Raw genomic sequence first — 25,733 nt, 5'->3', positions numbered from 1 at the left:
ATAGTCTTAATCTTTATTAAAAAAAGACTTTGCGTCGTGTATATTTCCTATTTTTGCAAAATATTTCTAAATAGAGATATTTATAATCAACCTTAGGTTGTACACAAGATAAGAATATGAGTAATATAGTAGCTATTGTAGGTCGTCCAAATGTAGGGAAATCAACTTTTTTCAATCGTTTAATACAACGAAGAGAAGCCATTGTTGATGCAGTTAGTGGTGTTACCAGAGACAGACATTACGGTAAAAGTGATTGGAATGGAAAAGAGTTTTCTTTAATCGATACCGGAGGTTATGTTTTAGGGAGTGATGATATTTTTGAAGCTGAAATTGATAAGCAGGTTGAGTTAGCTATTGATGAAGCAGATGCTATTATTTTTATGGTTGATGTAGAATCTGGTGTTACAGGAATGGACGAAGATGTTGCTAAACTACTAAGAAAAGTAAATAAGCCCGTGTTTTTAGTTGTTAATAAGGTTGATAATGCAAAACGTGCCGAAGATGCTGTAGAGTTCTATGCTTTAGGTTTAGGAGAATATTATACCATTGCAAGTATAAATGGAAGTGGAACCGGTGAATTATTAGATGCTTTGGTTGAAGCTTTACCAGAGAAGGAAGAAGTTGTTGAAGAAGAATTACCTCGTTTTGCAGTAGTAGGTAGACCAAATGCTGGAAAATCATCATTTATCAATGCACTAATTGGAGAAGATAGATACATTGTTACCGATATAGCAGGAACAACTAGAGATTCAATAGATACCAAATATAATCGATTTGGATTTGAGTTTAATTTAGTTGACACTGCAGGAATAAGAAGAAAAGCTAAAGTAAAAGAAGATTTAGAATTTTACTCAGTTATGAGAAGTGTTCGAGCTATTGAACATAGTGATGTTTGTTTGATCGTTTTAGATGCTACACGTGGCTTTGATGGACAAGTGCAAAATATTTTTTGGTTAGCAGAACGTAATAGAAAAGGTATTGTTATTCTAGTTAATAAATGGGATTTGGTTGAGAAAGACCACAAGTCTATGAAAGAGTACGAAAAAGCTATAAGAAAGCAAATGGAGCCTTTTACAGATGTGCCAATTATTTTTATTTCGGCATTAACAAAACAGCGTATTTTTAAAGCCATAGAAACGGCTGTTGAGGTTTATAAAAACAGAAGCAAAAAAATAAAAACGAGCAAACTTAACGAGGTTTTATTACCAATAATTGAAAATTATCCGCCTCCAGCATATAAAGCAAAATATGTTAAGATAAAATACATTATGCAGTTACCTACACCACAGCCGCAATTTGCTTTTTTCTGTAATTTGCCGCAGTATGTAAAAGATCCGTATAAACGTTTTTTAGAAAATAAACTTCGCGAAAATTTTGATTTTACTGGCGTACCTGTAAGTGTTTATATGCGGAAAAAGTAGTTGTGAGGTAATTTGGTGGTGTTTAGGTTTACCAACTACCACCAGCACCACCTCCAGAGAAGCCACCGCCTCCAAAACCTCCACCGAAGCCGCCGCCTCCAAAACTTCCTCCACCAGAGCTACCACCCCAACCGCTGGAAGAACCTTTTCGGTAACTACCACGTCCCATATTACTTAAAATAATGGCTTCTAGAATATCACTTCCTGTAGATCTACGACCTCTATTGCCTCCTCCACCACCGCGTTTGCTTTTAGATATAGAGATTAAAATGATAATAAATATAAAAATGAGAATTATTATAAAACCAATGGGGAATTCATCATTATTTGATGTTTTACGAGTGCCTTTATATTCGCCATTTAGAATTTCAAAAATGGCATCAGAACCTTTGTCAAGGCCACTGTAGTAATCATTTTTTTTAAATTCTGGAATAATTACATTTCTTATAAGCTCACCAGTAATACCAGCAGTTAATTTATGCTCTACGCCATAACCTGGAGAAATCCAGATTTTTCTATCATCTTTAGCTAGTAATATAAAAACACCGTTGTCTTCCTTGGCTTGCCCAACTCCCCACTTATGAGCCCATCTTGGAGCCAATAAACCAATATTCTCACCATTAGTTGAACTTATTATTGCGACTACTATTTGCGTAGATGTAGTGTCTGAGTATTTAATTAATTTTTGTTCAAGATTATTTTTTTGAGATGGAGAAAGCAACTTTATATAATCATAAACACTAGTTTGTTCTTGCGGGATTTTAGGAACATCAAACTGCGCAAATGAAAGGTTGAAAGATAGAAAAGTAAATAAAAAAGTAAAAACATAAAGTCTTTTATTTAATAGTAATGACTTTATGTTATTTATTATATGTTGCATACTAAAACTCAACCTTTAGAGATGTTATTTGGTAACTCATCAACGTCTGTATGTTGCCAAGGGAAGTAATTTTCTAGTTGTTCTCCAGCTTTTAAAATTCCTTCTATTAAGCCTTTTTTAAAATGACCAGATTTAAAGTGCGATTGCATAATGTTTTTTGTGCTGTCCCAAAAATCTTTAGAAACCACATCATTAATACCTTTATCACCATAAATCACAAAAGTTTTGTCGTCTACAGCCACATATATTAACACACCATTCTGGAGTTTTGTGTTATCCATTTTTAAATTGTGAAATACTTCCATGGCACGGTTAAAAACATCTGTGTTTGATGTCTTTTCTATATGCACACGAATTTCTCCAGAGGTGTTTTTTTCTGCTAATCTAATTGCTTCAATGATTTCCTGTTCTTCTTCAGGAGAAAGAAAATCTTCAATTTTAGACATGATTTTTAGTTTGAGAAATCGACGTTTACTGGTTTGTCGGCTCCAGCTTCAGCATCGAAATAAGGTTTTTCATCAAAATTTAAAATTCCAGCTAGTATAGAATTAGGAAATTCGTTTACATGAATATTATAAGGTTTTATAGCCTCATTATATCTGGTTCTAGCTGTTTGAATCGTATTTTCAGTACTTGTTAATTCATCCTGTAACTTTAAAAAGTTTTGATTTGCTTTTAGTTCTGGATAACGCTCTACCGTAACTAATAATCTAGAAAGTGCGCTACTAAGTCCGCCTTGAGCTTGATTAAATTGTTGTAATTGTTCTGGTGTAATGTTAGTAGGATCGATTGTTGTTTTAGTAGCTTCACTTCTTGCTTTAATAACAGCTTCAAGTGTGCTTTTTTCAAAATCAGCAGCACCTTTTACAGTGTTTACCAAATTTCCTATTAAATCATTTCTTCTTTGATATGAGGTTTGAACATTTCCCCAAGATTCTTTAACGTTTTCATTAAGGTTTACGGCAGTATTATTAAATCCTTTTCCCCAAGAGTAAAGAGCAAATGCTATAAGCGCAATAATAATAACTGGAATGAGCCATTTCTTCATAATAGTTAGTTTTTAGATGTTGTTTTAATTGTTGTTTGTTAGACACAAAATATCTGTAAAAGTTACATGTTTATGTAATATAAAAATACTAAAGATGTTCTTTTATTTTAATAAGTTGACTTTTAATATCTTCAAGTTTATTAATAATTTCAAAATTACTAAGCGCTTGTTTTTTGTCTTCTTTTAAATGTGTTTTCGCACCTTCTAGAGTAAAACCACGCTCTTTTACTAAATGGTATATAAATTTAAGGTTTTTTATGTCTTCTGGAGTGAATTTACGATTACCTTTTGCGTTTTTTTTGGGTTTTAGTACATCAAATTCTTTTTCCCAAAAACGAACTAAAGAGGTATTAACGCCAAATGCTTTGGCTACTTCGCCAATGCTGTAATATCGTTTTTCGGGTAAATCTATGTGCATTAATCTAAAGATTGATTTTCTAATGAAGCATGCTCTAATAACTCATTAAATTCTTCGGCTGTTAAACTACCGTAGTAAAAGTTTATTGGGTTAATACGATCACCATCTTTAAATATTTCATAGTGTAAATGTGGTGCTTCTGATCGTCCTGTGCTACCAACAAAACCAATTAAATCGCCACGTTTAACTTTTTGGTTTTTTCTAACATTGTATTTGTACAAATGCGCATATAAACTTGTATACCCATAACCGTGATCTATTCTAATATGTTTTCCGTATCCAGAAGAATTACTATCGGCACGTTCTACAACGCCATCACCACTAGCATAAATAGGTGTGCCTCTTGGTGCAGTAAAATCCATACCCCAGTGCATTTTTCTGGCTTTAGTAAAAGGGTCCGATCGCATGCCGTAACCAGAGGCCATACGTGTTAAGTCTTCATTGCTAACTGGTTGTATAGCAGGAATTGCAGCTAAAAGTTTTTCTTTTTCTTCAGCAAGTATTGCGATTTCATCTAGAGATCTAGACTGAACCACAATTTGTTTTTGTAAAATATCTAATCGTTTATTACTTTCTATAATTAATTTAGAATTATCAAATCCTTCTAAACTTTTATACCTATTAATACCACCAAACCCAGCTTTACGTTGTTCTTCTGGTATAGGGTTTGCTTCAAAATAAACACGATATATATTATTATCTCTATCAGCAATATTAGACAAAACAGCTTCAGCTTGCTCCATTTTTTTATTAAGCAATTCAAATTGTAATTGAGCGTTTTGTAACTCTCTTTTTAAAGCACGTTCTTTAGGAGATTCTACATATTGACTAGCAATAAAAACGAACATAAAACCAAATAAACCAGCTGCTATAATAAATAAAGATGCATACTTAAATGTAGTACGTTTTTTGCGTTCTATTTTTCTATAAGAAAGTGACTCGGCATCGTAATAATATTTTACCTTACTCATATCGCAATTTATGCTATTTTTGCACTTTATATTAAAGTGTAATCCATATTAATTTTTAAACTTAAGTTTAAAATAACGAGTAAAGATAAAAATTGTTTTGCAATTAATATAATTTAACAAAATAGTAACTGTTTAAGTTAATGAAGTCACAAGATATTAGATCTCAATTTTTAAGTTTTTTTGAAGGGAAAAAACATAGTATAGTTCCATCTGCACCAATGGTTTTAAAAGACGACCCAACTTTAATGTTTGTAAATTCTGGTATGGCGCCTTTTAAAGAATATTTTTTAGGTAATGCCAAACCAAAGAATAATCGTTTAGCAGATACACAAAAGTGTTTACGTGTTTCAGGAAAGCATAACGATTTAGAAGAAGTTGGTTACGATACTTACCATCACACTTTATTTGAAATGTTAGGTAACTGGAGTTTTGGCGATTACTTTAAAAAAGAAGCAATAGCTTGGGCTTGGGAATTGTTAACTGAAGTTTATAAGATTGATAAAGATATTCTATACGTTACTGTTTTTGAAGGTGATGATGAAGATGGTACTCCAATGGATACCGAAGCTTATGATATCTGGAAGCAATACATCGCAGAAGATCGTATTTTAAAAGGCAATAAAAAAGATAACTTTTGGGAAATGGGAGATCAAGGACCTTGTGGACCTTGTAGTGAGATACATGTTGATATTCGTTCTGCTAATGAAAAAGCAAAAATTTCAGGTAAAGATTTAGTTAACGAAGATCACCCTCAAGTAGTTGAAATATGGAATTTGGTTTTCATGCAATACAACCGTAAAGCTAATGGTGCATTAGAGGCTTTACCAAATAAACATATTGATACCGGTATGGGATTTGAGCGTTTGTGTATGGTTTTACAAGGTGTTCAGTCTAATTACGACACTGATGTTTTTACACCAATTATTAGAGAAATTGAAGCCATTAGTGCTAAAGAATATGGTAAAGATGAAAAAGTAGATGTTGCTATTCGTGTAATATCAGACCACGTTCGAGCTGTAGCGTTTTCAATTGCAGACGGGCAGTTACCAAGTAATAATGGTGCAGGTTATGTAATTAGAAGAATTTTGCGTCGTGCTGTTCGTTACGGATTTACATTTTTAGATAAAAAAGAACCTTTTATTTACAAACTAGTTGAAGTTTTAAGTGCTAAAATGGGAGATGCTTTCCCAGAGATGAAAACACAAAAGCAACTGATTAAAAATGTAATTAAAGAAGAAGAGCAATCGTTTTTACGAACTTTAGATCAAGGTTTAATCCTTTTGAATAGAATAGTTGAAGAAACAAAAGGAGATATCGTTTCGGGTGAAAAAGCTTTTGAATTATATGATACGTTCGGTTTTCCAATAGATTTAACAGCTTTAATTCTTTCAGAAAAAGGTTTAAAACTTGATGAAAAAGGATTTAATGAGGAGCTTCAAAAACAAAAGAATAGATCGCGTGCAGCAAGCGAAATGAGTACAGACGACTGGACAATTTTATCTGATGATGCCGAAGAAGAGTTTATAGGCTACGATGCGCTTGAAGCTAATGTTAAGATTACAAAATACAGAAAAGTAACCTCCAAAAAAGATGGAGAAATGTATCAATTGGTGTTTAATTTAACACCGTTTTATCCAGAAGGTGGCGGACAAGTTGGAGATAAAGGGTTTTTAGAAGATACACACGGCGATGTTATTTATATTTTAGATACTAAAAAAGAGAATAATGTTATTATTCACTTTAGTAAAAACTTGCCAAAACACTTAAACGAAAGTTTTAAAGCCGTTGTTAATGAAAATCAACGATACAAAACCGAATGTAATCATACAGCAACTCATTTATTACACCAAGCTTTAAGAGAAATTTTAGGCACTCATGTTGAACAAAAAGGAAGTGCTGTACACGACAAATATTTACGATTTGATTTTTCACATTTTTCTAAGGTTTCTCAGGAAGAATTAAACGATGTTGAAGCTTTTGTAAACGCAAGAATTGCTGAAAAACTACCGCTAATTGAAAAACGAAATATGCCAAAAGAAGAAGCTGTTGCAGAAGGTGCAATGAGTTTGTTTGGTGAAAAATACGGAGATACAGTTCGTGCTATTCGTTTTGGACAATCCATAGAGCTTTGTGGTGGTACACATGTTAATAATACTAGTGATATTTGGCATTTTAAAATCGTTTCAGAAAGTGCTGTTGCTGCTGGAATACGTCGTGTTGAGGCTATTACAAATGAGGCTGCTAAAGAATTTTTCTTTGAAAACAGTAAAGCCTATTCAGAAATGAAAACTATGCTTAACAATGCAAAAGAGCCTGTAAAAGCATTACAGAGTTTACAGGATGAAAATGCTGATTTAAAAAAGCAAATAGAAAGCTTGTTAAAAGATAAAGCCAAAAATGTTAAAGGTGAACTTAAAAACGAACTTACCGAAATTAATGGAGTTCAATTTTTAGCTAAAAAGTTAGATTTAGATGCTGCTGGCTTAAAAGATGTTGCTTTTGATTTGGGAAGTCAGTTTGATAATCTATTTGTTTTATTTGCTAGCGAAAAAGAAGGTAAAGTATTTCTAACCTGTTATATCTCAAAAGAATTGGTGGCTAGTAAGGGTTTAAATGCAGGACAAGTAGTTAGAGAATTAGGAAAGCTTATTCACGGAGGTGGTGGTGGACAACCATTTTTTGCAACTGCTGGAGGTAAAAACCCTGGAGGAATTCCAAAAGCTTTAGAAAGAGCAAAGGATTATTTAAATTAATCTGTCTCGCAAAGTCGCTAAGACGCAAATATTATGAGTGAAGATGAATATTATGAGAATGATTTAGCATCAATAATTGTAGATTGCTGTTATCATATACATGTAAATCTTGGACCAGGATTGTTAGAATCTGTTTATGAGGAAATTTTATTTTCAGAATTAACTCAAATAGGTTTAAAAGTTGAAAGGCAAAAGCAATTACCGGTTATTTGGAAAAATAAAACACTCGACTTAGGGTTTAGAACAGATTTAATTATAGAAAATAAAGTTATTATTGAAATAAAATCGGTCACTGAAATTCATCCAGTCCATCCAAAGCAATTATTAACGTATTTGAAATTATCTGGATTAAAACTTGGCTTATTAATTAATTTTAACAGTCCGTTAATTAAAACGGGAATAACCAGAATAGTAAATGGTTTATAATTTTAAATCTTTGAGCCTTTGCGCCTTTGCGAGAAAGAAATGAACCTTCAAACCCAAATACCATTAAAGAATCAGTCTGAAAACTTAATAGACTATACTTCTAATATGTTGCTTTTGGGATCTTGTTTTTCTGATAATATTGGAAAAAAGTTAGATTATTTTAAGTTTAAGAACCTTCAAAATCCTTATGGAATTCTATTTCAGCCTAAAGCTATTGAAACCCTAATACAAGATGCTGTTGAAGAAAAAATATATACTGAAAATGATATATTTAATCACAATGAGCAATGGCATTGTTTTGACGCACATTCAAAACTAAGTAATACTTCAAAAGACAACTTGTTAAATGATTTAAATGCTAAAATCAGATTAACAAATCAACAAATAATAAAATCAACACATATCATCATTACTTTAGGGACCGCTTGGGTATATCGTTTTAAAAAAACAAATAAGCTGGTTGCCAATTGCCATAAAATACCTCAAAAAAAGTTTGATAAAGAATTATTATCTGTAGAAGCTATTTCTAACTCACTGCAAAATATTTTGAACTTAATTAGAAGTGTAAATTATAAAGCAACAGTAATTTTTACGGTATCACCTGTTCGTCATTTAAAAGATGGATTTATTGAAAATACACAGAGTAAATCACATTTAATTTCTGCACTTCATGAAGTGATTAAAAATCAATCGTTTTATTTTCCATCTTATGAAATTATGATGGACGAACTTCGAGATTATAGGTTTTATTCAGAAGATATGATTCACCCAAATGAAACAGCTATTAATTACATTTGGGAAAAGTTTAAACAGGTTTGGTTAAACGAAAAAGCATCAAAAACAATGGATGAGGTTGATGTTATTCAAAAAGGAATTAAGCATAAACCATTCAATCCAAACTCTGAAGCACATCAAAAATTTCTTCAAAAGTTAGAAGAAAAAAAAGAGTTTTTAAAGAAATCATATTCTCATATTACTTTTTAAGACAAAAGCTAACAGTAAATTAAATTGTTGCGTTTAATCTTTTTTAATAACACTTAATCGAAAAATTGATAGTGGTTTCGCATATTAAATTAATTTTAAATCGCTATTAATCAGTTCATATTTAAAACATCAATTGCAGAAATCTATAAAACGATTTTTCAATTGGTGTTTTTTTTTGTAATAGTTTAATGTTCGTTTAACTTTTAGTTAATGAGTTAACGAAACATTCAACTTACTTTAGCAGTGTTATTAGCAATCTATTTAATTACATTAGTTAGACTTCTTATGTCGAAGGAAACTAATGTTTTTTTGTTTACATTAGTACATGCGAAAAATTCTATTCGGTGTTGTAATCACATTAATTGTTTTATTCACCTTTAAGTATTGTGGTGATAAGCGAGAAGATAAAATTGTACTTCAAGAAAGTTCTGCACTTATTCAAGAACAAATTAAAAATGTTGGTAAACTTGTTGTAACCGAAGGACATTTTAGTGAGGTTTTTAACTACAAAAACTCAAAGGACATTTTTGGGGAGTATTTCACTTCAGAAAAGAAGGCACTTGTAGTTGTAAATGCCGATGTTACTATTGCTTATGATTTAAGTAAAATTGAATATGAAGTAGACGAACAAACTAAAACACTAACTATTTTAAGTATTCCTGAAGAAGAAATAAAAATTAATCCAGATTTAGAATATTACGATATTCAGTCCGATTTTTTAAATCCTTTTAAAGCTGAAGATTATAACGCTATTAAAACTATTGTAAAAGCTTCTCTTAATAAAAAACTGGAAAATTCCGATTTAAAAGCCAATGCAAAAAATAGGTTGATAAGCGAGCTTTCTAAATTCTACATACTAACAAACTCATTGGGTTGGACGTTAAAATATAACGAAAACCCAATGCAGTCCGTTAGAGATTTAGAAAACCTTAAATTATAATTTACTATTCAAACTTGCCCAACCACCGCCATTAATGGCTTCAATACCGTTGCTTTTTAAAATAGAAGCAGCGCTTCCAGAGCGCATGCCACTTGCGCAACAAGTAATAACAGGTTTGTTATGTTTTTTTATTTCACTAATTTTTGAATTGATAATTTGTAGCGGTATGTTTTTTGAACCCGCTATAGCGCCTTGTTTGTATTCTGCAGTAGTGCGAACATCTATAATAATGGCGTTTCTATTTTGAAAATCTTTAATCATCTCGTTTTTATTTCCGAATAGGAAATCAAATAATCCCATAATTTATTTTTCTGCAAATTACTTTAAAATTATTTAAAGAGTAAGTAACATAAGTTACTTAACATTTCAGTAAAAAATTATGTATATTCAACCTTTGTAAATCGAGCATTATCACCACAGAATGAATGAACCTTATGTAACATTAAACATTGTAAACAAAGTAGGATATATTGAGTTTTTTCATCCTAATAGAAACTCAATGCCTAGTGATGTTTTATCTCAATTAGAGCAAACTATTATTGAGGCAGGAACTAATGATGCTGTTAAAGTTATTGTTTTAAAAAGTGGCGGAGACCGAACGTTTTGCGCAGGAGCTAGTTTTAACGAGCTTATTGCTATTGAAGATGAAGTGAAAGGAAAACAGTTTTTCTTAGGGTTTGCAAATGTGATTAATGCTATGAGAAATTGCTCTAAAGTAATTATTGGTCGTGTACAAGGAAAAGCAGTTGGAGGTGGAGTAGGTTTAGCCGCAGCAACCGATTATTGTTTGGCCACACAATATGCATCAATAAAATTAAGCGAATTAAGTTTAGGTATTGGTCCGTTTGTTATAGAACCTGCAGTTTCTAGAAAAATAGGTGTTTCCAACATGGCACAAATGACATTGAACGCAGAAACGTTTTACTCAGCAGAATGGGCAAAAAATAAAGAATTATTTGCTGAAGTTTTTAATACTACAGAAGAACTGGATTTGGCAGTTAAAACTTTAGCTGAGAATTTAAGCAGTTATAATCCCGAAGCTTTAAAGCAAATGAAAACTGTATTTTGGCAAGGCACTGAACATTGGAGTACTTTATTAAGTGAACGTGCTGAAATTAGTGGGAAACTGGTGTTGAGTAAGTTTACTAAAAAGACCTTAAAAAGGTTTAGGTAATATTCAGACTTTAAATTAAAGATATGTTTTAAAAAATAATAAGGGTTAGCTTTTTAAAGTTAACCCTTATTATATAATGTAAATTACTTGTAAGAATAGGAGTATTTTAATCCTCGTCAGGAAAAGATACTTTATTTAATGCTTCTTTTTCTTTTTTTATCTTTTCTTTTTGTTTTTTGATTTTCTCATCCAACTCATCCAGCTTTTCATTGGCCTTTTTAATCTTTTCTCTTTTTTCTTTTACCTCTTCTTCGGTAATTTCTCTATCAGATTCTTTTTTGTTTAAGCGCTCTTCGGCATCTTTTACTTTTTTGCGTCCTTCGTTTAAAGTACGCTCACCTTTTTTTATTTTTTCTTCTTTATCCTTAATTTTATTACGTGCTTCTTCAGATCTAGCTTTTCCAAACTCTTTTCCGCTCAAGCCATTTTTGTTTTTTCCGTAAGCGTTTCCATTTTCCTTATCTTCTTTTCTAATTTTATCGCTTTTTTCCTTCTTTGCTTTTTTGCTTTTCTCTTCTAAGATATCTTCTGTTTCTTCAACTTTATCTTTTCCTTTGTTTTTGTTTTTTTTGGACTTGTCTTTTACCTCTTCAGCTTTATTTTGCCCTTTCTTTTTTGCCTCATTTGCTTTTTCTTTTACTTCTTCAGCTTTTTCTATTCCCTTGCTTTTTGCCTCATCAACTCTTTCTTTGGCTTCTTTAGCTTTGTCTTTCCCTTTTTTATTAAAACCTTCAACGTTTTCTTTAGCTTCTTTGTTTTTTCCTTTTCCTTGTGCTTCGGCGTGTTGGATTCCTAGAATCATAAATAAAGCTGTAGCCGATAAAAATATTCTAATTGTTTTCATAATAGTTAATGTTTTTAAATGTTGTCAATTTCTTTTAAATCCTCTTCCACTTCATTAGTGATATCTTCAAGAGCTTTAATGTCTTTTTCTAAAGATTGTTCAATGGAATCAATTTTTTGAATAGATTGTTCTATAACCTTTTCTTCTTCTTTCTTTTTATCTACACAAGAAACTAATAAAAGAAGAGTAAAACTATAAGATAAGAATGCTTTCATAATTAAAGTATTAGTGTTAATACTAAATAAGACACTAACACTTTAAAAGTGTCACATTTTTTATGAAATGTTTGAGGGTAAAAACTAGGAATTTGTTTTTGAGTAATGTTGATAATTCTTGACGATATCTAACCCATCATCAATCAACTTACCAATTTCTGGTCTATTTTGTTTTATTGTTTCTAAATGTTGTAAAATACTTTCGCAAAGCTTTTTTTCATTGCCTTTAAAAGCCAGTTCGTAAAGTTCTATGGGTAATAACCAATCGTTTGGGTGTTTTTCAATAAGTTGTTCTAAAACTTTAGTTCTGGAAATTGTTCGGTTAGTACCTTCTCTGTAATCTCTAACTTGTTGGTAAAAGCGTTCTAATTCTAATCGTTTTTCAGATTTTTTTACATGAATGGTTTGAGAGGATGTTTTATGTGTAATTAAATCAAAACTATTTAAATCTGCTGGTCCAGAAAAAGCCGAAACAATATCCTTACCAACAGCCATATCATAAATTCCCCATTCGGGTTTAAATAATTTAGTTTCGAGGTGTGTTACTGTGCAATTTTTAAAACTAATTAGAATTATTTTTCCTTGAAGATTACGTTTTCCGGTAATAATTTCACCTGAAACTTTTATTCCGCCTTCAAATTCAAGAGTTACATTTTTTTCTTCATAAATATGGTATGCACTTAAATCACGTGGACTCATATCTTCTATAGCAATATTTATTCCTTTTAGTTTTCCAATGGGAGAACCAAAGCCATTCGCATGGTTTTTCACTCCATGTCCAACCAACTCTTTCTCTCGATAAGATAAAGCAGTTTTACCTGTTGTTTGAATATAAATAGGTTTGCCTTCATTTTCAATAACGTTAGTGAACGCGCCAGAAATTTGTATACCTGTACTTAGTTCTATTGTTCCTAAGGCTTTAGAGTTTATAAGTTTATTAATTCCTGAAAGACCACCTTTTCGTAAAGCCATAGTGTTAGCAAATTCTTCTAGAACCAAACTTAAATGAGCAAAATCTGGTGTAACAAATAGCTGAGGTTGCGGTTTTGTAATATCAAAATCTTTATAAGCCGCAGAAATATTATAAGGCAATTTTTTAACCTCATCTGTCATACACCAAGCACTTTCACCTATTGAAGACAATAAACCTGCACCATAAATTTTAGGGTTTTCTAAAGAGCCAATTAAACCATATTCAACAGTCCACCAATGTAAATTTCTAATAAGCGCCATTTCACTGGGTTCCCCCATATTTTGCTGTAAGTCTTCTACTTTTTTTTCCGCGGAAGCAATATCATGTTCATTAGAGTTTGGAGCTTCTTTTATAATAGATAAATGCCTAACCGCTTCATATAACTCATAATCTTTAGCCGATGAAATAGCTTTACAACCAATTTCGCCAAAACGCCTTAAATATTCTGCATACTCAGGGTTTGCAATAATGGGGGCGTGTCCTGCACCTTCGTGAATAATGTCTGGTGCTGGCGTATATTCAATATGTTCTAATTGTCTAATATCGCTAGCAATGACCAAAACATTATAAGCCTGAAATTCCATAAATGCATTTGGTGGAATAAACCCATCAACCGCAACAGCTGCCCAACCAATATCTTTTAAAATACGGTTCATACCATACATGTTAGGTATACTATTTATAGAGATTCCAGTTTGTTTTAAACCTTCTAAGTATGATTTATGTGCAACAGTTTTTAAAAAATCTACATTTTTACGCATTACATAACGCCACACCGCTTGGTCTATAGCAGAGTAATCCTCATAATTTTGAGGTTTTATAAATTGTTTTAAGTGCTTTGGTAAGCGATTTAAAATAGCGTTAGATTCTATGGAATTATTCATATTTATAAATAAACAATCGTTTAAGTAAAAATACGAATAATGGAAAATATTGAGAAAGGAACGGTGTTAAATAAAAAAAGCGACTCAATTGAGTCGCTTTTTTTAGATTTTATTGTTGTACTCCCGGAGGATATTTTTCCATGATTTTAGCAACAAACTCTTTTATACGCTCTTCTTTTTTTTCCATATTTTTACTTAAGTAACCCGTACCCATACCTTGCCAAATTAATTCTTTTTTCTTAGCATCAATAAGGTCTATGTATAAAACACCTTGGGTTCTTACTGTTGTGTTTGGTTGATTCCAACCCCAGCCCCAACCAGGACCAAAACCACCCCATGGGCCCCAACCGCCCCAACCCCAGGCTCCGTAGCCCCAGGTATTGTTGTAAACATCAACACGTTGTTGAGATTTTGTAAATAAGCTTATTAATAAATCAGGGTTTTCAGATTTTGTAAAACCTTTAGCTAAAAGTTCAGCTTCAATAGCACGTAAAATTCGGCGTTTATCTAAATCGCTAATTTCGGCTTTGTCTATACCAGTTTTAAAAAACGCAAAGGTTTTGTATTCATTAAAGTTTGCTTTTTTGTCGTAATCTGTAGCAACCCTAACCGAGCTACAAGACGAAACCATAATTAGTAATACTAACAATGGTATAGTTTTAATAATTTTTCTCATAGTACTTTTTTTATAGTTAAAAATGTGTTTTTTAAAACTTATAAAGTGCTTTATTCTTTATAGTTATACAGTTAAATTTATTAAAAGCTGTAAAATAAATATATCAATAATCGTACCAAGGCTTAAGAAAAGATTTTGGTTATTTTTTTACTGAGTTGGTTTTTTTGTTATAGCCATATGGGCAATGTCTACATCCACTTTCGCAGCAATAACCACGTTTTAAGTGGTATTGCTCGGTAAAACAGCGATAGCCTTCTGGAGTTAAGTAGTAATCGCCTTCTTCTATAGGGATAATCTTTTTCATAGTTAAGCAAAGATACTGTAAATTCGATAAAATTTTCCTTGAGTTACTCATGGCTTCAATAGTTGTTATTCTCAAGAAATTGAGAATGGATTGATTTTTGAGTTGTAAATTATATGATATTTATTTCGAAATACTTGGTGCCTAAGGGCTACACGGGAATAACTATTTTTCCGTTCGTTATTTTAAAATCAAAAGATTTAAAAGGTAATAGGGTTTTTATGAATCATGAAAAAATTCATTTAAAACAGCAATTGGAAATGCTTATTATTCCCTTTTATATTATGTATGGTATTGAGTTTTTAATTCGGTTATTTCAATATAAAAATTGGTACATAGCGTATAAAAATATTTCTTTTGAACGAGAAGCATATATAAACCAAAGTAACTTTGAATATCTTAAAAACAGACCATTTTGGGCTTTTTTAAAGTATCTTCGCAATCATGATATTTAAGCCTGAACATAGTGTTAACCAGCATGTAAATTTACCAAATGAAAGTGGTGTTGAATTGTATGTAAAACGAGAAGATAAAATACATCGGTTTGTATCTGGGAACAAATATAGAAAGCTTAAATATAACTTATTAGAAGCTGAAAAATTAGGGTTTAATACCTTGTTAACTTTTGGAGGTGCTTACTCAAACCATATTGCAGCTGTTGCATCAGCAGGTAGAAATTTAGGTTTTAATACAATTGGAATTATTAGAGGAGAGGAGTTGTTTGATAAAATTGAAAACAACGCTACGTTACGTTTTGCTAAACAATGTGGCATGCAATTTAAATTTGTTTCTAGAGAGACTTATAGAAATAAAACTTCAGAATCTTTTTTAAAGCGTTTAAAAGAAAAATTTGGAGTTTTTTACACCATTCCAGAGGGCGGAACAAATGCTTTAGCTATAAAAGGATGCGAAGAAATATTAACCGATAAAGACAAAACTTTTGATTATGTGTGTTGTGCCGTTGGAACTGGAGGTACTATTTCTGGTATTATAAACAGTTCTGATACGAATCAACAAATTTTAGGTTTTCCAGCATTAAAAGGAGACTTTTTAAAAGAAGATATTAGTAAATTTGCAACAAAGTCTAATTGGAAACTAATTACTGAGTATCATTTTGGTGGCTATGCCAAAATAAATAACGAATTAATTAGTTTTATTAATAGTTTTAAAAAAGATTATGAAATTCCTTTAGATCCTGTTTATACAGGTAAAATGATGTTTGGAATTTTTGATTTGATTGAAAAAAACTATTTCCCCAAAGGCTCAAAAATATTAGCAATTCATACAGGAGGTTTGCAAGGAATAGAAGGGATGAATTCAATTTTAAAAAAGAAAAATTTACCACTAATAGCATAGTTTAATGAAGAAAATATTATTTGTAATTTGCTTAGGGTGTTTACTTTTTAGCTGTAAGTCTAAAAAGACCATTGTAACCAAAAAACCAAGCACGACTACAAGACAAGCAGAAACAAAACCAGAGAATAAAACAACAGAGGCTCCTAAAGTTTTTGCTAGTAAAACAGAGCAATACATTTATGATTTTAAAGCTATTGCGCAGCAAGAAATGAGCTTGTACGGTATTCCTGCAAGTATAACTTTGGCTCAGGGTATTTTAGAATCTGGTTCTGGAAATGGTAGATTGTCTGTTGAAGCGAATAACCACTTTGGAATAAAATGTCATGATTGGACGGGTGCCAGAATTTATCATGACGATGATAAAGCTCAAGAATGCTTCAGGAAGTATAAAGATGCAAAATATTCTTTTAGAGATCATTCATTATTTTTAAAAGAAAGAAAACGATATTCTAAGCTATTTGATTTAAAACAAGAAGATTATATAGGTTGGGCAAAAGGGTTGAGAGCAGCTGGGTATGCGACTGATAAAAAATATCCTCAAAAATTAATTAGCTTAATAGAACGTTACAATTTACATGAGTTTGATAAAGAAGTGTTGGGTGATGCTTATGTGAAATATGAAGCTCCAATTGCAGATGAACACATTACGTATATAGTTTCAAAAGGAGATACCTTATATTCTATTTCCAGAAGATATAATATTACAGTTAAAGAACTTCAAAACATAAATGGTTTAAATGATACAGCCCTGAGTATTGGGCAAATTTTAGTAGTAAAACCATCATCAAAAAATTAATTAAATTAATGATTTACAAAAGAAGTAGTGCTTTGTTTGCCGAAGCAGAAAAAGTTATTCCTGGTGGGGTAAACTCACCGGTTAGAGCGTTTAAAGGAGTTGGAGGAACACCAATTTTTGTTAAAGAAGCTAAAGGAGCTTATTTATTTGATGAAGATGGAAATAGATTAATTGATTATATAAACTCTTGGGGACCTATGATTCTTGGCCATGCTTTTGAGCCTGTAGTTGAAGCGGTTGTTGAAAAAGCAAAAAAAGGAACTTCGTTTGGTATGCCAACAGAAATTGAAACTCAAATAGCGCAATTAGCAGTTTCTATGGTGCCTAATATTGATAAGATTCGCTTTGTTAATTCAGGAACCGAAGCTTGTATGAGTGCAGTACGTTTGGCTCGTGGTTTTACAGGAAAAGATAAAATTATCAAGTTTGCAGGTTGTTATCATGGGCATTCAGATTCGTTTTTAATTCAAGCGGGTAGTGGCGCTAGTACTTTCGGTACGCCAAATAGTCCAGGAGTTACTCAAGGTACTGCAAAAGATACCTTGTTAGCGCGTTACAACGATATTGAAAATGTTACTCAATTAATTGAAGCTAATAAAAATGAAATTGCCTGTATCATTATAGAACCTGTTGCGGGTAATATGGGATGTATTCCGCCTAAAGAAGCTTTTTTACAAAGCTTAAGAGATTTGTGTAATACTAACGGAATTTTGTTGGTTTTTGATGAGGTTATGACTGGATTTAGACTTGCTAAAGGTGGTGCACAAGAGCTTTTTAATATCAAAGCAGATATTGTATGCTTTGGAAAAGTAATTGGGGGTGGTTTACCTGTTGGAGCCTTTGCAGCAAGAAATGAAATTATGAATTATTTAGCACCTTTGGGGCCTGTTTATCAAGCAGGAACTTTAAGTGGAAATCCTTTAGCAATGGCTGCTGGTTTGGCTATGTTAACTGAGTTGAATTACGATAAAGATGTGTTTAGCAGATTAGCAGAAAAAACCAAGTATTTACATAAAGGTATTGCTGAAGTTTTAAATGAAAATAATATTGCACATACAATAAATAGAGTTGGTTCTATGATTTCAGTGCATTTTGATGAAGCGGAAGTTGTAGATTTTGATACAGCAGCAAAAGGCAATAATGATAGGTTTAAGAAGTTTTTTCATGGTATGTTAAATGCTGGCGTTTATATTGCGCCAAGTGCTTTTGAAACTTGGTTTATTACAGATGCTTTAACTTATGAGGATATAGATTTTACGATTACAGCTGTAAATACCGTTGCAAAAACGTTATAAAAAAACAAAACGCATCCCGATTTCTCGGGATACGTTTCTATTGATTGCTATAATCAATAAACTAAACTAACTAACTAAAACTAATCTTGTTTTTTCTTGTTCATGCGTTTTTTTAAGTCACGCTTCTTTTGTTTTCCTTTCATTGCCATTCGCGCTTGCGATTTTTCCCATTTAGCAAATTGTTCTTCATTTAAAATATCTTTCATTTTTGCTTTCATGGCAATTTGATGGTCTAATCTGGCATTTTTCATTTCAAAACGTTCTTTATCTGTAGGCCTTTTTAATTCATCACTTTCTTTTTTCGCTTTACGTTCAGCCATCAATGCTTTTCTTTTTTCAGCATTTTCAAGATTTATTTTTTGAATTTTGGCTTGTTGAGATTCCGTTAAATCAAGATGAAGCGTCATTCTTTTTGTTTGAAGTATAGCCATTTCTTCAGCAGAAAGATTCATCATTTTCTGGCTTCTTTCAGATTTATTAGGTCTTTCTATTTTTTGTTCTTGTGCTACAGCTTGTAATCCTAGAAAAGTTATTGCTATTAATACCAGTTTTTTCATCTTCATAAAAATTTTAAGTTAATTACAAGTAGGACAACCTAATTTTAAAAAGGTTTAATAACAGTGATTATTTTAACGCAATGTTAACAAATAGGAAGAAGAAGAATTTTGCAAGTTCTTAATTAAAAACAGGGATTTTTAAACAAATACCAGTTTGAAAATCTGGAGCATTATTAACTAAAAAGTCTTCTTTTATGTATATAGATAATTGTAATTTAGGTGTGCCATAGGTGTAAATAAAATCCCAGTTAGAAAGTGCTTTGTAAAGAGTAGAAACACCGTGCTGCCAACCACCATTTATTTCTTGCCATTTGCCAATTAACTTGTAATAGTCAGCTTCTTCTTTTTTATTGTAACGAGACTGTATTTTATAATTAACACCAAAAGCATTAAAATTACTTTTTTTGGTGAATTTTGTAATTTCAAGATTACTTTCTATAGTAGCCAAATACTTGTTATTTCCTAAATCTATAACCTCTTTAAAATTGATTAGATTTTTTCTTAACACATTCATACCTGCAGCAAATATGAATTCGTAATTATTTTTTAAAGGAACTTTTTTAATAGCATTTGCAGAAAGACCTAAATCTATTGAAGAATTATGTTTAGAAGTGTTTAAACCTAAATGACTCCCAAAATTGATAAATATATTTCTAGTATTATTTATTGTAAGTGTTGGATAGTAAAAATGATTTATTTCTAAACCACTAATAAAAAAATCATTGTTTTTTAATTCTAGTGTGTTTCCGTTTCTATCAAGATATTTAAAATTTACTTGATTTAGCCCATAATATCTTCTACCATAAGGGTCTTCGCCACCAGCAACATTGCTGTGAAACCATTCAACGCTTTCATCACCTGTAAAGAAAGAAAATGGGTGTTTTCCTTTAGAAATAAGATATGATTTTAAATTAATACCTAATTCATGTTTTTTGGCTAGAGGTATATTTATGCCCAATCTAAACTCTTTAATAACAGCATCAATAACAATATTCATGTATTCTGCTGGAGTTGTTTCTTGATCGACAAAATTAAAAGGACGTTGATACCAAATGATTTTACTAAGTTCCTCTCTTACTTGAGGATCTTTTGGAAAGTAACTTTCTACAAAAGGATGAAAATTATTTCCGCTCACCGCATTAATTGATAATGTTGTTTTTTTAGGAGCAATTAGTTTAAAATTAGTACTAATTCTAGAGCTAAAAATACCAAAGTGATGAGTAGCTAAAAGACTTGGGTTATCAATTCCATTTTTAATTGATAAGCTATCTTTTTTTTGGGCAATTGCAATAGTGCTGCAAACAAAACCTAAAACTAAAAGCGCATTTTTTAGCATTAGATAAAAATAGGAATAAATAAATTATGTGATTGTTAATTCTTTTTTGGCTTGTTTTATAATGTCTAAAGTGGTTTCGTATAAATCAGTCTTATTCATTTTACTTTTTAACCAACTGTAAAAACTCATTACAAATATATCTTCTTTGTGAGATTCAATCCAATTAAAAGAAGCTTCAACTTTATCTTTAAATGTGTTAGAGGTTACAATTTCTGGTTTCTTGTAGTAAAGCTCTACAAAACCTAGAAAAGTTATAACACGTTCTTGATTTATTTGTTTTAAATAGTCGTAATAATTTCTTTTAAAACTTAAAAGTCTAGATTCTACAAAATCAATATTTTGGAGTTCAATATGTAAAATGATGTCTGCAAGATTTTTTTTAATAATCCATTCAATTCCGGCCTTCTCTATATACCATTTGTCTGTGTGATAAAATTTTGAAAATATACTTTGAGCTTTTTTATATGCTTTAGCTTGAATATAAAACATAACTAAGCTGAGGTGAATATCAAGAACAGATTCAATATCTGTATGTTTCAATTTTATAGAATATTCTAACAACTCAATAGCTTTATTTTGATGATTTGAGTAGTTGTAGTTTAATCCAAGCAGTAAGTTGTATTTTAGTTTAAAGGTGTTATAATACTTTTTACGTTTAAGCATCATAAGATCATGCATTTGTTGTAAGTATTTTGTAGACTCTTTAAATTTTTTATTTCTAAATAGGGCATTTGCAATCATATATATAACTTGAATATGATAAAACAATTGCTTTTCTTTTGTTTTATGTGTTTTAATTGAATTATAAGTGTTTAACAAAAAAGGTTCTATTTTTAAATAATCGTGAGTTATAAATGCTGAAATACTAACAATTGTCATTAATTGATATAATGACTTAAAAGACATTGATTCACTCAAGCTTATTTTATGCTCTTTTAATGTATTGTTTAAAATAGATTGAAAATCTAAAACCTCGCCTTTGTAAGCAATATTATTAAGAGTTTGTTTAATTTTTGCGTATACAATATTAAGTTCATCTTCTAAATAGTGGTTTTTTTGGTTTTGTTTAAATGTGTCAATTAGCTCATTAATATTTATTAAAGGATTTAAATAAGCGTATTGAATCTTAGTATGATAAATTTCGTTTAAAATTGAAAACAAATGATGTTCTGAGGCTAAAACTTCAGCTTTATCCAAAATTTTATAAGCGATTATTGGTTTGTTGTGTAGAAGAAATGTTCTGGAAACAATAATATATTTTATTATTTGCATGTCAATTGAATTCTCTTCTTCTAAATTCACATTAGCTATAAAGTCAATTATAGATTGGTATAAACGTTTTCTTAAAGCATGATACGCGCCTTTACTATTATTTTTATAAATTTTATAGCAAATATCTTCTGAACTTAAATTGTTGTTCAATAACAATTTAAATAATTGGATGTTTTTTGTGTCATTCCGTTTGTTCTTTTTTTCTAAATAAGAAGCAAAACGTTGTTGGTCATCACTAGAAAATGTTGAAATTATAGAGTTTAAATCATTCATTTAATCGTCATTAAAAATTAAATATTAGTAATAAATATAGGTATTAATTAATTAATTTATTAGAATATATCATCAGTTTTTATTAAAAATTGTGTTTTGCATCATCCATAAGTTTTACAGTTTTGTCTTGTAATCATTAAAACAATAATTATGAATTATGAAACAACCGTTTCTTTAGATGAAAAATCTAAAAAAGCTGAAACAAAAAAAGAGATTAAAATTTATGATCAAAAACCAACTTCTGCTTTTATAGGAGCTTCTTGGTCAGCATTATTAATTGGTATGACTTCTTATTGTATTGGTTTATGGAATGCAGAGATGCAACTAAACGAGAAAGGCTATTATTTTACCATTTTGCTTTTTGGCCTGTTCTCTGTTATTTCTGTTCAAAAAGCTGTAAGAGATAGAATGGAGGATATTCCTGTAACTGATATGTATTATAGTATTAGTTGGTTTACAACAATAACATCTATAGTATTATTAGTTATTGGACTTTGGAATGCAGATTTACTTTTAAGTGAAAAAGGATTTTACGGCATGTCTTTTACATTAAGTTTATTTGCGGCTATAGCAGTACAAAAAAACACAAGAGATGTTAAGTATATTGATAGCATGATTGATGAAGATAAATAGAAGTTACAGTAGTCAAAACAACAAAACACAAAGGCATGTTTTGATGATTGGTTAGTTAGTTAACCCAAAGCCTCGTGGTTAATAGCTACGAGGTTTTAAAAACTTTTAAAATGGAACCAAACCTAACAAAAGATCTATTAGAGTTTTCTAAAAAAACACTGATATCAGATAAAAGAAGAATTCTTGAAATTGTAGCAGTAGTATTTACCGCAATAGGAAAGTTTATTTTTATGGATTTTCTTGATTGGAGGTTGCCCTTTGTTGTATTTGCTATAACAACTTGGAGTATTTATGTGATTTATAGATACAAACAAAAAAAGGATGTCTTAAAGTGTTGGGGATTTAGAACTGATAATTTTAAGAAAGCATTTAAGCTTATGCTACCATTTGGAATTATTTCAATCATATTATTTATAGTTATAGGATATTATCAAAAAACAATTAATGTAACATGGCATGTTTTACCACTTTTAATCACTTATCCTATTTGGGGAAGCATACAACAGTTTTTAACCATTGGTCTTATAGCTGGGAATTTAAATGATCTTAATAAAAGTAGATTGAATAAATTTTCAATTATATTTATAACAGCGATATTGTTTTCTATAGTTCATTTCCCTTCAACATGGTTGATGATAGGAACATTTTTGTTAGCCTTGTTTTATGGATATGTTTATCTAAAAATTAAGAATATTTATGCTATGGGTATTTTTCACGGATGGTTAGGTGCTATATTTTATTATACAGTTGTAAACCGAGATCCGTTTCAAGAAGTGTTTTTAAAATTTATTAATTGATAAAATGAATTCAAAAATTCAAAATGATATAAAAGAACTTGTAGAAGAGCAGGTTATTTCAAAAGAGATTGCTGCAAGTATCGAAAATTATTATAAGTCTAAAAAAGGCGATACTCCTAATAGGTTATTTACGGTTTTTGCAGTATTAGGATCCACATTAGTTGGTCTTGGTATTATTTTAATTTTAGCACATAACTGGGATAGTTTTTCCAGAAGTATTAAAACAGTTTTTGCATTTACACCATTAATTATTGGTCAATTAATAGTTGGTTATACTATTATAAAGAAAAAAAATATAACATGGCGAGAAGCATCAGGTGTGTTTTTATTTTTTGCAGTTGGTTCAAGTATAGCTTTAGTAAGTCAGATTTATAATATCCCCGGAAATTTTAGTAGTTATATGCTAACATGGGTTTTACTTTGCGCCCCACTTATTTATCTTTTAAAATCTAATGCGCTTGCAATTTTACATATTGTTTTTGTTACAAGTTATGCATGTTCATTTGGGTATTTTAATGGAAATAATACACCTTGGATGTATTTAGTGTTATTGGCTGTAATGATGCCTTATTACTACCAATTACTTAAGAATAAAAAGATACATAACATCACTTCAATTTTTAATTGGCTTATACCGTTAAGTGCTGTTATCGTGTTGGGAACTTTCGTGAAAAAAAGTGAAGAATTAGGGTTTTTAATGTATGTTATTTTATTCGGGCTGTTATATAATATTGGAAAAATTCCATTTTTCGATAATCAAAAATTAAGACGAAATGGCTATTTAATTTTAGGCTCTTTAGGAACCATATATATGTTGCTGTTAACAAGTTTTGAATGGTTATGGAAAGATATTTTAAGGCATGAAATTATAATTAATTCCCAAGAGTTTTATGTATCAGTAGTACTTTTATTAGTAACATTAGGCGTATTGATTTTTTCCTATTCAAAAAAAAGGATTCAAAATTTTAATTTATTTCAATATGTATTTGTAATGTTTACAATCATCTTTTTCTTAGGAGTATCAGGTAGCATCATTTCAATAATACTAATTAATTTGCTAACACTTATTTTGGGAGTTATGGCTATAAAAATAGGAGCAGATAAATTTCATTTTGGTATTTTAAATTATGGTTTATTAATTATAACAGCGCTTATAGTTTGTCGTTTTTTTGATACGAATATGAGTTTTGTACTTAGAGGATTATTGTTTGTAAGCGTTGGTGTTGGTTTCTTTTTAACTAATTATATGATGCTAAAAAAACAAAAAGGAAAAATTGAATAATGAAGTGGTTAAAGATAATATTAAAATTGCTTTTAGGGATATTAGTTTTTCCCGTCGTTTATCTTTTAGTTTCTTTATTATTAACATCAATTACTGTAAATGAAAATAATGTAAACTTGAGTAAAAATAAGATGGTATATCTAAATACTAATGGAGTTCATTTAGATATTATAATTCCAGTCTCAGAAATTGATGATAGACTAATAAAAGGACTTAAAATGAAAGGTGAAAAATACTTGTCTTTTGGCTGGGGAGATGAGAATTTTTATTTAAATACACCTACATGGAATGATTTAACTTTTAAAAATGCTTTTAGTGCATTGTTTTTAAATAGTAGTACATTAATTCACTTAACAAAATATTCGAATAAAAAATCAGAATGGACAATTGTTCATGTAAATGAAAAACAGTTGTCAAAGCTTAATGAGTATATTTTAAATTCTTTTGAACTCAATATAAACGGGGACAAAATAATTTTAGAAAATGTGGGATATTCTTTTAATGATGCTTTTTATAAAGCAAAAGGAAAGTTATTCATGCTTAAAAACTTGTAACTCTTGGGTGAACTCAGCACTTAAAATGAGTGATTTAAAAAGTTGTTACTGGACACCTTTTGATTTTGGGATTATTAATAAATATAATGATTAAAAAAAAATGAAAACGATACATATATTAATACTATTTATAGTTGTGGCAATAGCGCAATTGTTTATACCGGCACAAATGATTTTTAATCGAGAAGCTATTATAGAAAAAGGTACTGTTTATAAATTTAAAACACAACCTGTAGATCCTAACGATCCGTTTAGAGGAAAATATATTAACTTAAATTATGATGTAAGGTCTTTTGCTACTTCAGATACACTATGGGAAAGACAAGATGAAGTTTATGTTTATCTTGATACAGATAGTTTAGGTTTTGCAAAAGTTAATAAGGTGAGTAAATTGCCTTTAAACTTAGAAAAAGACTTTATTGTTGCAGAAGTTAGTTGGTATAATAAACGAGAACACACATTAAATTTTAATTTACCTTTTAATCGTTATTATATGGAAGAAACCAAAGCATATGATGCTGAGGTTGCAGTAAGAAATTCACAGCGAGATACTATTCCTAATAATACCTATGCTTTAGTATATATAAAAGATGGAAAAGCGGTATTAAATGATGTAATTATTAATGAAATATCTATTAAGGATTATGTGGAAAAGGAAAATTAAAAATATTTCT

At 30.4% G+C, this 25,733-nt stretch carries 30 protein-coding genes; 16 read left to right on the top strand and 14 right to left on the bottom strand.

Features of this window, described 5'->3' with window-relative positions; genetic code table 11:
* Positions 1-116 precede the first annotated feature (116 nt).
* Complete coding sequence (der, locus tag MBM09_RS14880) at positions 117-1,421, top strand: ribosome biogenesis GTPase Der (RefSeq protein WP_238674501.1); 1,305 nt, start codon at positions 117-119, stop codon at positions 1,419-1,421.
* 28 nt (positions 1,422-1,449) lie between these two features.
* Here the strand turns inward: der and MBM09_RS14875 are convergent, their stop codons facing one another.
* From MBM09_RS14875 to MBM09_RS14855, 5 genes are all read right to left on the bottom strand, one after another.
* The gene (locus tag MBM09_RS14875; protein WP_238674500.1) at positions 1,450-2,301 is read right to left on the bottom strand and encodes a YgcG family protein; all 852 of its coding nucleotides are present in this window, start codon (positions 2,299-2,301) and stop codon (positions 1,450-1,452) included.
* Positions 2,302-2,309: 8 nt separating this feature from the next.
* Complete coding sequence (locus tag MBM09_RS14870; protein WP_238674499.1) at positions 2,310-2,747, bottom strand: TPM domain-containing protein; 438 nt, start codon at positions 2,745-2,747, stop codon at positions 2,310-2,312.
* A gap of 5 nt (positions 2,748-2,752) precedes the next feature.
* Positions 2,753-3,349: a LemA family protein gene (locus tag MBM09_RS14865; protein ID WP_238674498.1), complete on the bottom strand. Its 597-nt coding sequence runs from the start codon at positions 3,347-3,349 to the stop codon at positions 2,753-2,755.
* 88 nt (positions 3,350-3,437) lie between these two features.
* Entirely contained in the window at positions 3,438-3,767 is a 330-nt protein-coding gene (locus MBM09_RS14860) for a MerR family transcriptional regulator (RefSeq protein WP_238674497.1), read from the bottom strand.
* Positions 3,767-4,738, bottom strand: coding sequence for a M23 family metallopeptidase (locus MBM09_RS14855; RefSeq protein ID WP_238674496.1), 972 nt, complete (start codon positions 4,736-4,738; stop codon positions 3,767-3,769). Before MBM09_RS14855 ends, MBM09_RS14860 begins: the two co-directional genes overlap by 1 nt.
* A 140-nt stretch (positions 4,739-4,878) precedes the next feature.
* Between MBM09_RS14855 and alaS the strand changes: the two genes are divergently transcribed.
* From alaS to MBM09_RS14835, 4 genes are all read left to right on the top strand, one after another.
* Complete coding sequence (alaS, locus tag MBM09_RS14850) at positions 4,879-7,491, top strand: alanine--tRNA ligase (protein ID WP_238674495.1); 2,613 nt, start codon at positions 4,879-4,881, stop codon at positions 7,489-7,491.
* A gap of 33 nt (positions 7,492-7,524) precedes the next feature.
* Positions 7,525-7,917, top strand: coding sequence for a GxxExxY protein (locus tag MBM09_RS14845; protein WP_238674494.1), 393 nt, complete (start codon positions 7,525-7,527; stop codon positions 7,915-7,917).
* Between the two features lie 39 nt (positions 7,918-7,956).
* Entirely contained in the window at positions 7,957-8,901 is a 945-nt protein-coding gene (locus tag MBM09_RS14840; RefSeq protein ID WP_238674493.1) for a GSCFA domain-containing protein, read from the top strand.
* 325 nt (positions 8,902-9,226) lie between these two features.
* On the top strand, positions 9,227-9,841 hold the full coding sequence (locus MBM09_RS14835; RefSeq protein ID WP_238674492.1) for a DUF4230 domain-containing protein: 615 nt from the start codon (positions 9,227-9,229) through the stop codon (positions 9,839-9,841).
* Here MBM09_RS14835 and MBM09_RS14830 read toward each other — a convergent pair.
* Positions 9,836-10,141: a rhodanese-like domain-containing protein gene (locus MBM09_RS14830; RefSeq protein WP_238674491.1), complete on the bottom strand. Its 306-nt coding sequence runs from the start codon at positions 10,139-10,141 to the stop codon at positions 9,836-9,838. The two genes, MBM09_RS14835 and MBM09_RS14830, sit on opposite strands and share 6 nt — an antisense overlap.
* A 121-nt stretch (positions 10,142-10,262) precedes the next feature.
* On the opposite strand from MBM09_RS14830, the gene MBM09_RS14825 reads away from it, so the two are divergent.
* Positions 10,263-11,015, top strand: a complete 753-nt coding sequence (locus tag MBM09_RS14825; protein WP_238674490.1) for an enoyl-CoA hydratase/isomerase family protein — start codon at positions 10,263-10,265, stop codon at positions 11,013-11,015.
* A gap of 106 nt (positions 11,016-11,121) precedes the next feature.
* Here MBM09_RS14825 and MBM09_RS14820 read toward each other — a convergent pair whose 3' ends face one another.
* The 5 genes from MBM09_RS14820 to MBM09_RS14800 form a co-directional block, all read right to left on the bottom strand.
* Complete coding sequence (locus tag MBM09_RS14820; protein WP_238674489.1) at positions 11,122-11,859, bottom strand: hypothetical protein; 738 nt, start codon at positions 11,857-11,859, stop codon at positions 11,122-11,124.
* Positions 11,860-11,873: 14 nt separating this feature from the next.
* Positions 11,874-12,074, bottom strand: a complete 201-nt coding sequence (locus MBM09_RS14815) for a hypothetical protein (RefSeq protein WP_238674488.1) — start codon at positions 12,072-12,074, stop codon at positions 11,874-11,876.
* Between the two features lie 84 nt (positions 12,075-12,158).
* Positions 12,159-13,931 (bottom strand): aromatic amino acid hydroxylase, encoded by a 1,773-nt coding sequence (locus tag MBM09_RS14810; protein ID WP_238674487.1) that lies wholly within the window; start codon positions 13,929-13,931, stop codon positions 12,159-12,161.
* A 109-nt stretch (positions 13,932-14,040) separates the two neighbouring features.
* Positions 14,041-14,607, bottom strand: a complete 567-nt coding sequence (locus MBM09_RS14805; protein ID WP_238674486.1) for a DUF4136 domain-containing protein — start codon at positions 14,605-14,607, stop codon at positions 14,041-14,043.
* Between the two features lie 139 nt (positions 14,608-14,746).
* Entirely contained in the window at positions 14,747-14,911 is a 165-nt protein-coding gene (locus MBM09_RS14800; RefSeq protein WP_238674485.1) for a DUF5522 domain-containing protein, read from the bottom strand.
* 218 nt (positions 14,912-15,129) lie between these two features.
* Here MBM09_RS14800 and MBM09_RS14795 point away from each other — a divergent pair, with 218 nt between their 5' ends.
* The 4 genes from MBM09_RS14795 to hemL are packed head-to-tail and all read left to right on the top strand — an operon-like array spanning position 15,130 to position 18,355.
* Positions 15,130-15,363, top strand: a complete 234-nt coding sequence (locus MBM09_RS14795) for a hypothetical protein (RefSeq protein ID WP_370569700.1) — start codon at positions 15,130-15,132, stop codon at positions 15,361-15,363.
* Positions 15,353-16,264, top strand: coding sequence for a 1-aminocyclopropane-1-carboxylate deaminase/D-cysteine desulfhydrase (locus tag MBM09_RS14790; protein WP_238674483.1), 912 nt, complete (start codon positions 15,353-15,355; stop codon positions 16,262-16,264). Before MBM09_RS14795 ends, MBM09_RS14790 begins: the two co-directional genes overlap by 11 nt.
* A gap of 4 nt (positions 16,265-16,268) precedes the next feature.
* Positions 16,269-17,060 (top strand): glucosaminidase domain-containing protein, encoded by a 792-nt coding sequence (locus MBM09_RS14785; protein ID WP_238674482.1) that lies wholly within the window; start codon positions 16,269-16,271, stop codon positions 17,058-17,060.
* A gap of 8 nt (positions 17,061-17,068) precedes the next feature.
* Complete coding sequence (hemL, locus tag MBM09_RS14780; protein WP_238674481.1) at positions 17,069-18,355, top strand: glutamate-1-semialdehyde 2,1-aminomutase; 1,287 nt, start codon at positions 17,069-17,071, stop codon at positions 18,353-18,355.
* 80 nt (positions 18,356-18,435) lie between these two features.
* Here the strand turns inward: hemL and MBM09_RS14775 are convergent, their stop codons facing one another.
* From MBM09_RS14775 to MBM09_RS14765, 3 genes are all read right to left on the bottom strand, one after another.
* The gene (locus MBM09_RS14775) at positions 18,436-18,912 is read right to left on the bottom strand and encodes a hypothetical protein (RefSeq protein WP_238674480.1); all 477 of its coding nucleotides are present in this window, start codon (positions 18,910-18,912) and stop codon (positions 18,436-18,438) included.
* A 118-nt stretch (positions 18,913-19,030) separates the two neighbouring features.
* Entirely contained in the window at positions 19,031-20,248 is a 1,218-nt protein-coding gene (locus MBM09_RS14770; RefSeq protein ID WP_238674479.1) for a hypothetical protein, read from the bottom strand.
* A 24-nt stretch (positions 20,249-20,272) separates the two neighbouring features.
* The gene (locus tag MBM09_RS14765; protein WP_238674478.1) at positions 20,273-21,793 is read right to left on the bottom strand and encodes a hypothetical protein; all 1,521 of its coding nucleotides are present in this window, start codon (positions 21,791-21,793) and stop codon (positions 20,273-20,275) included.
* Positions 21,794-21,943: 150 nt separating this feature from the next.
* On the opposite strand from MBM09_RS14765, the gene yiaA reads away from it, so the two are divergent.
* From yiaA to MBM09_RS14740, 6 genes are all read left to right on the top strand, one after another.
* A complete protein-coding gene (gene yiaA, locus MBM09_RS14760) occupies positions 21,944-22,426 on the top strand; it encodes an inner membrane protein YiaA (protein WP_238674477.1) in 483 nt (160 codons plus the stop codon).
* Between the two features lie 110 nt (positions 22,427-22,536).
* Complete coding sequence (locus tag MBM09_RS14755) at positions 22,537-23,223, top strand: CPBP family intramembrane glutamic endopeptidase (protein ID WP_238674476.1); 687 nt, start codon at positions 22,537-22,539, stop codon at positions 23,221-23,223.
* Positions 23,224-23,227: 4 nt separating this feature from the next.
* A complete protein-coding gene (locus MBM09_RS14750; protein WP_238674475.1) occupies positions 23,228-24,505 on the top strand; it encodes a DUF2157 domain-containing protein in 1,278 nt (425 codons plus the stop codon).
* Complete coding sequence (locus MBM09_RS14745) at positions 24,505-25,059, top strand: DUF2459 domain-containing protein (protein WP_238674474.1); 555 nt, start codon at positions 24,505-24,507, stop codon at positions 25,057-25,059. The genes MBM09_RS14750 and MBM09_RS14745 overlap by 1 nt, the downstream gene beginning before the upstream one ends.
* The gene (locus MBM09_RS15945; protein ID WP_370569699.1) at positions 24,989-25,153 is read left to right on the top strand and encodes a DUF2459 domain-containing protein; all 165 of its coding nucleotides are present in this window, start codon (positions 24,989-24,991) and stop codon (positions 25,151-25,153) included. Before MBM09_RS14745 ends, MBM09_RS15945 begins: the two co-directional genes overlap by 71 nt.
* A gap of 6 nt (positions 25,154-25,159) precedes the next feature.
* On the top strand, positions 25,160-25,723 hold the full coding sequence (locus tag MBM09_RS14740; RefSeq protein ID WP_238674473.1) for a GDYXXLXY domain-containing protein: 564 nt from the start codon (positions 25,160-25,162) through the stop codon (positions 25,721-25,723).
* Positions 25,724-25,733 lie beyond the last annotated feature (10 nt).

Source organism: Flaviramulus sp. BrNp1-15, assembly GCF_022259695.1.
In the GTDB taxonomy this organism is placed as follows: Bacteria; Bacteroidota; Bacteroidia; order Flavobacteriales; family Flavobacteriaceae; genus BrNp1-15.
This window is presented reverse-complemented; position numbering and strand designations above follow the sequence as displayed.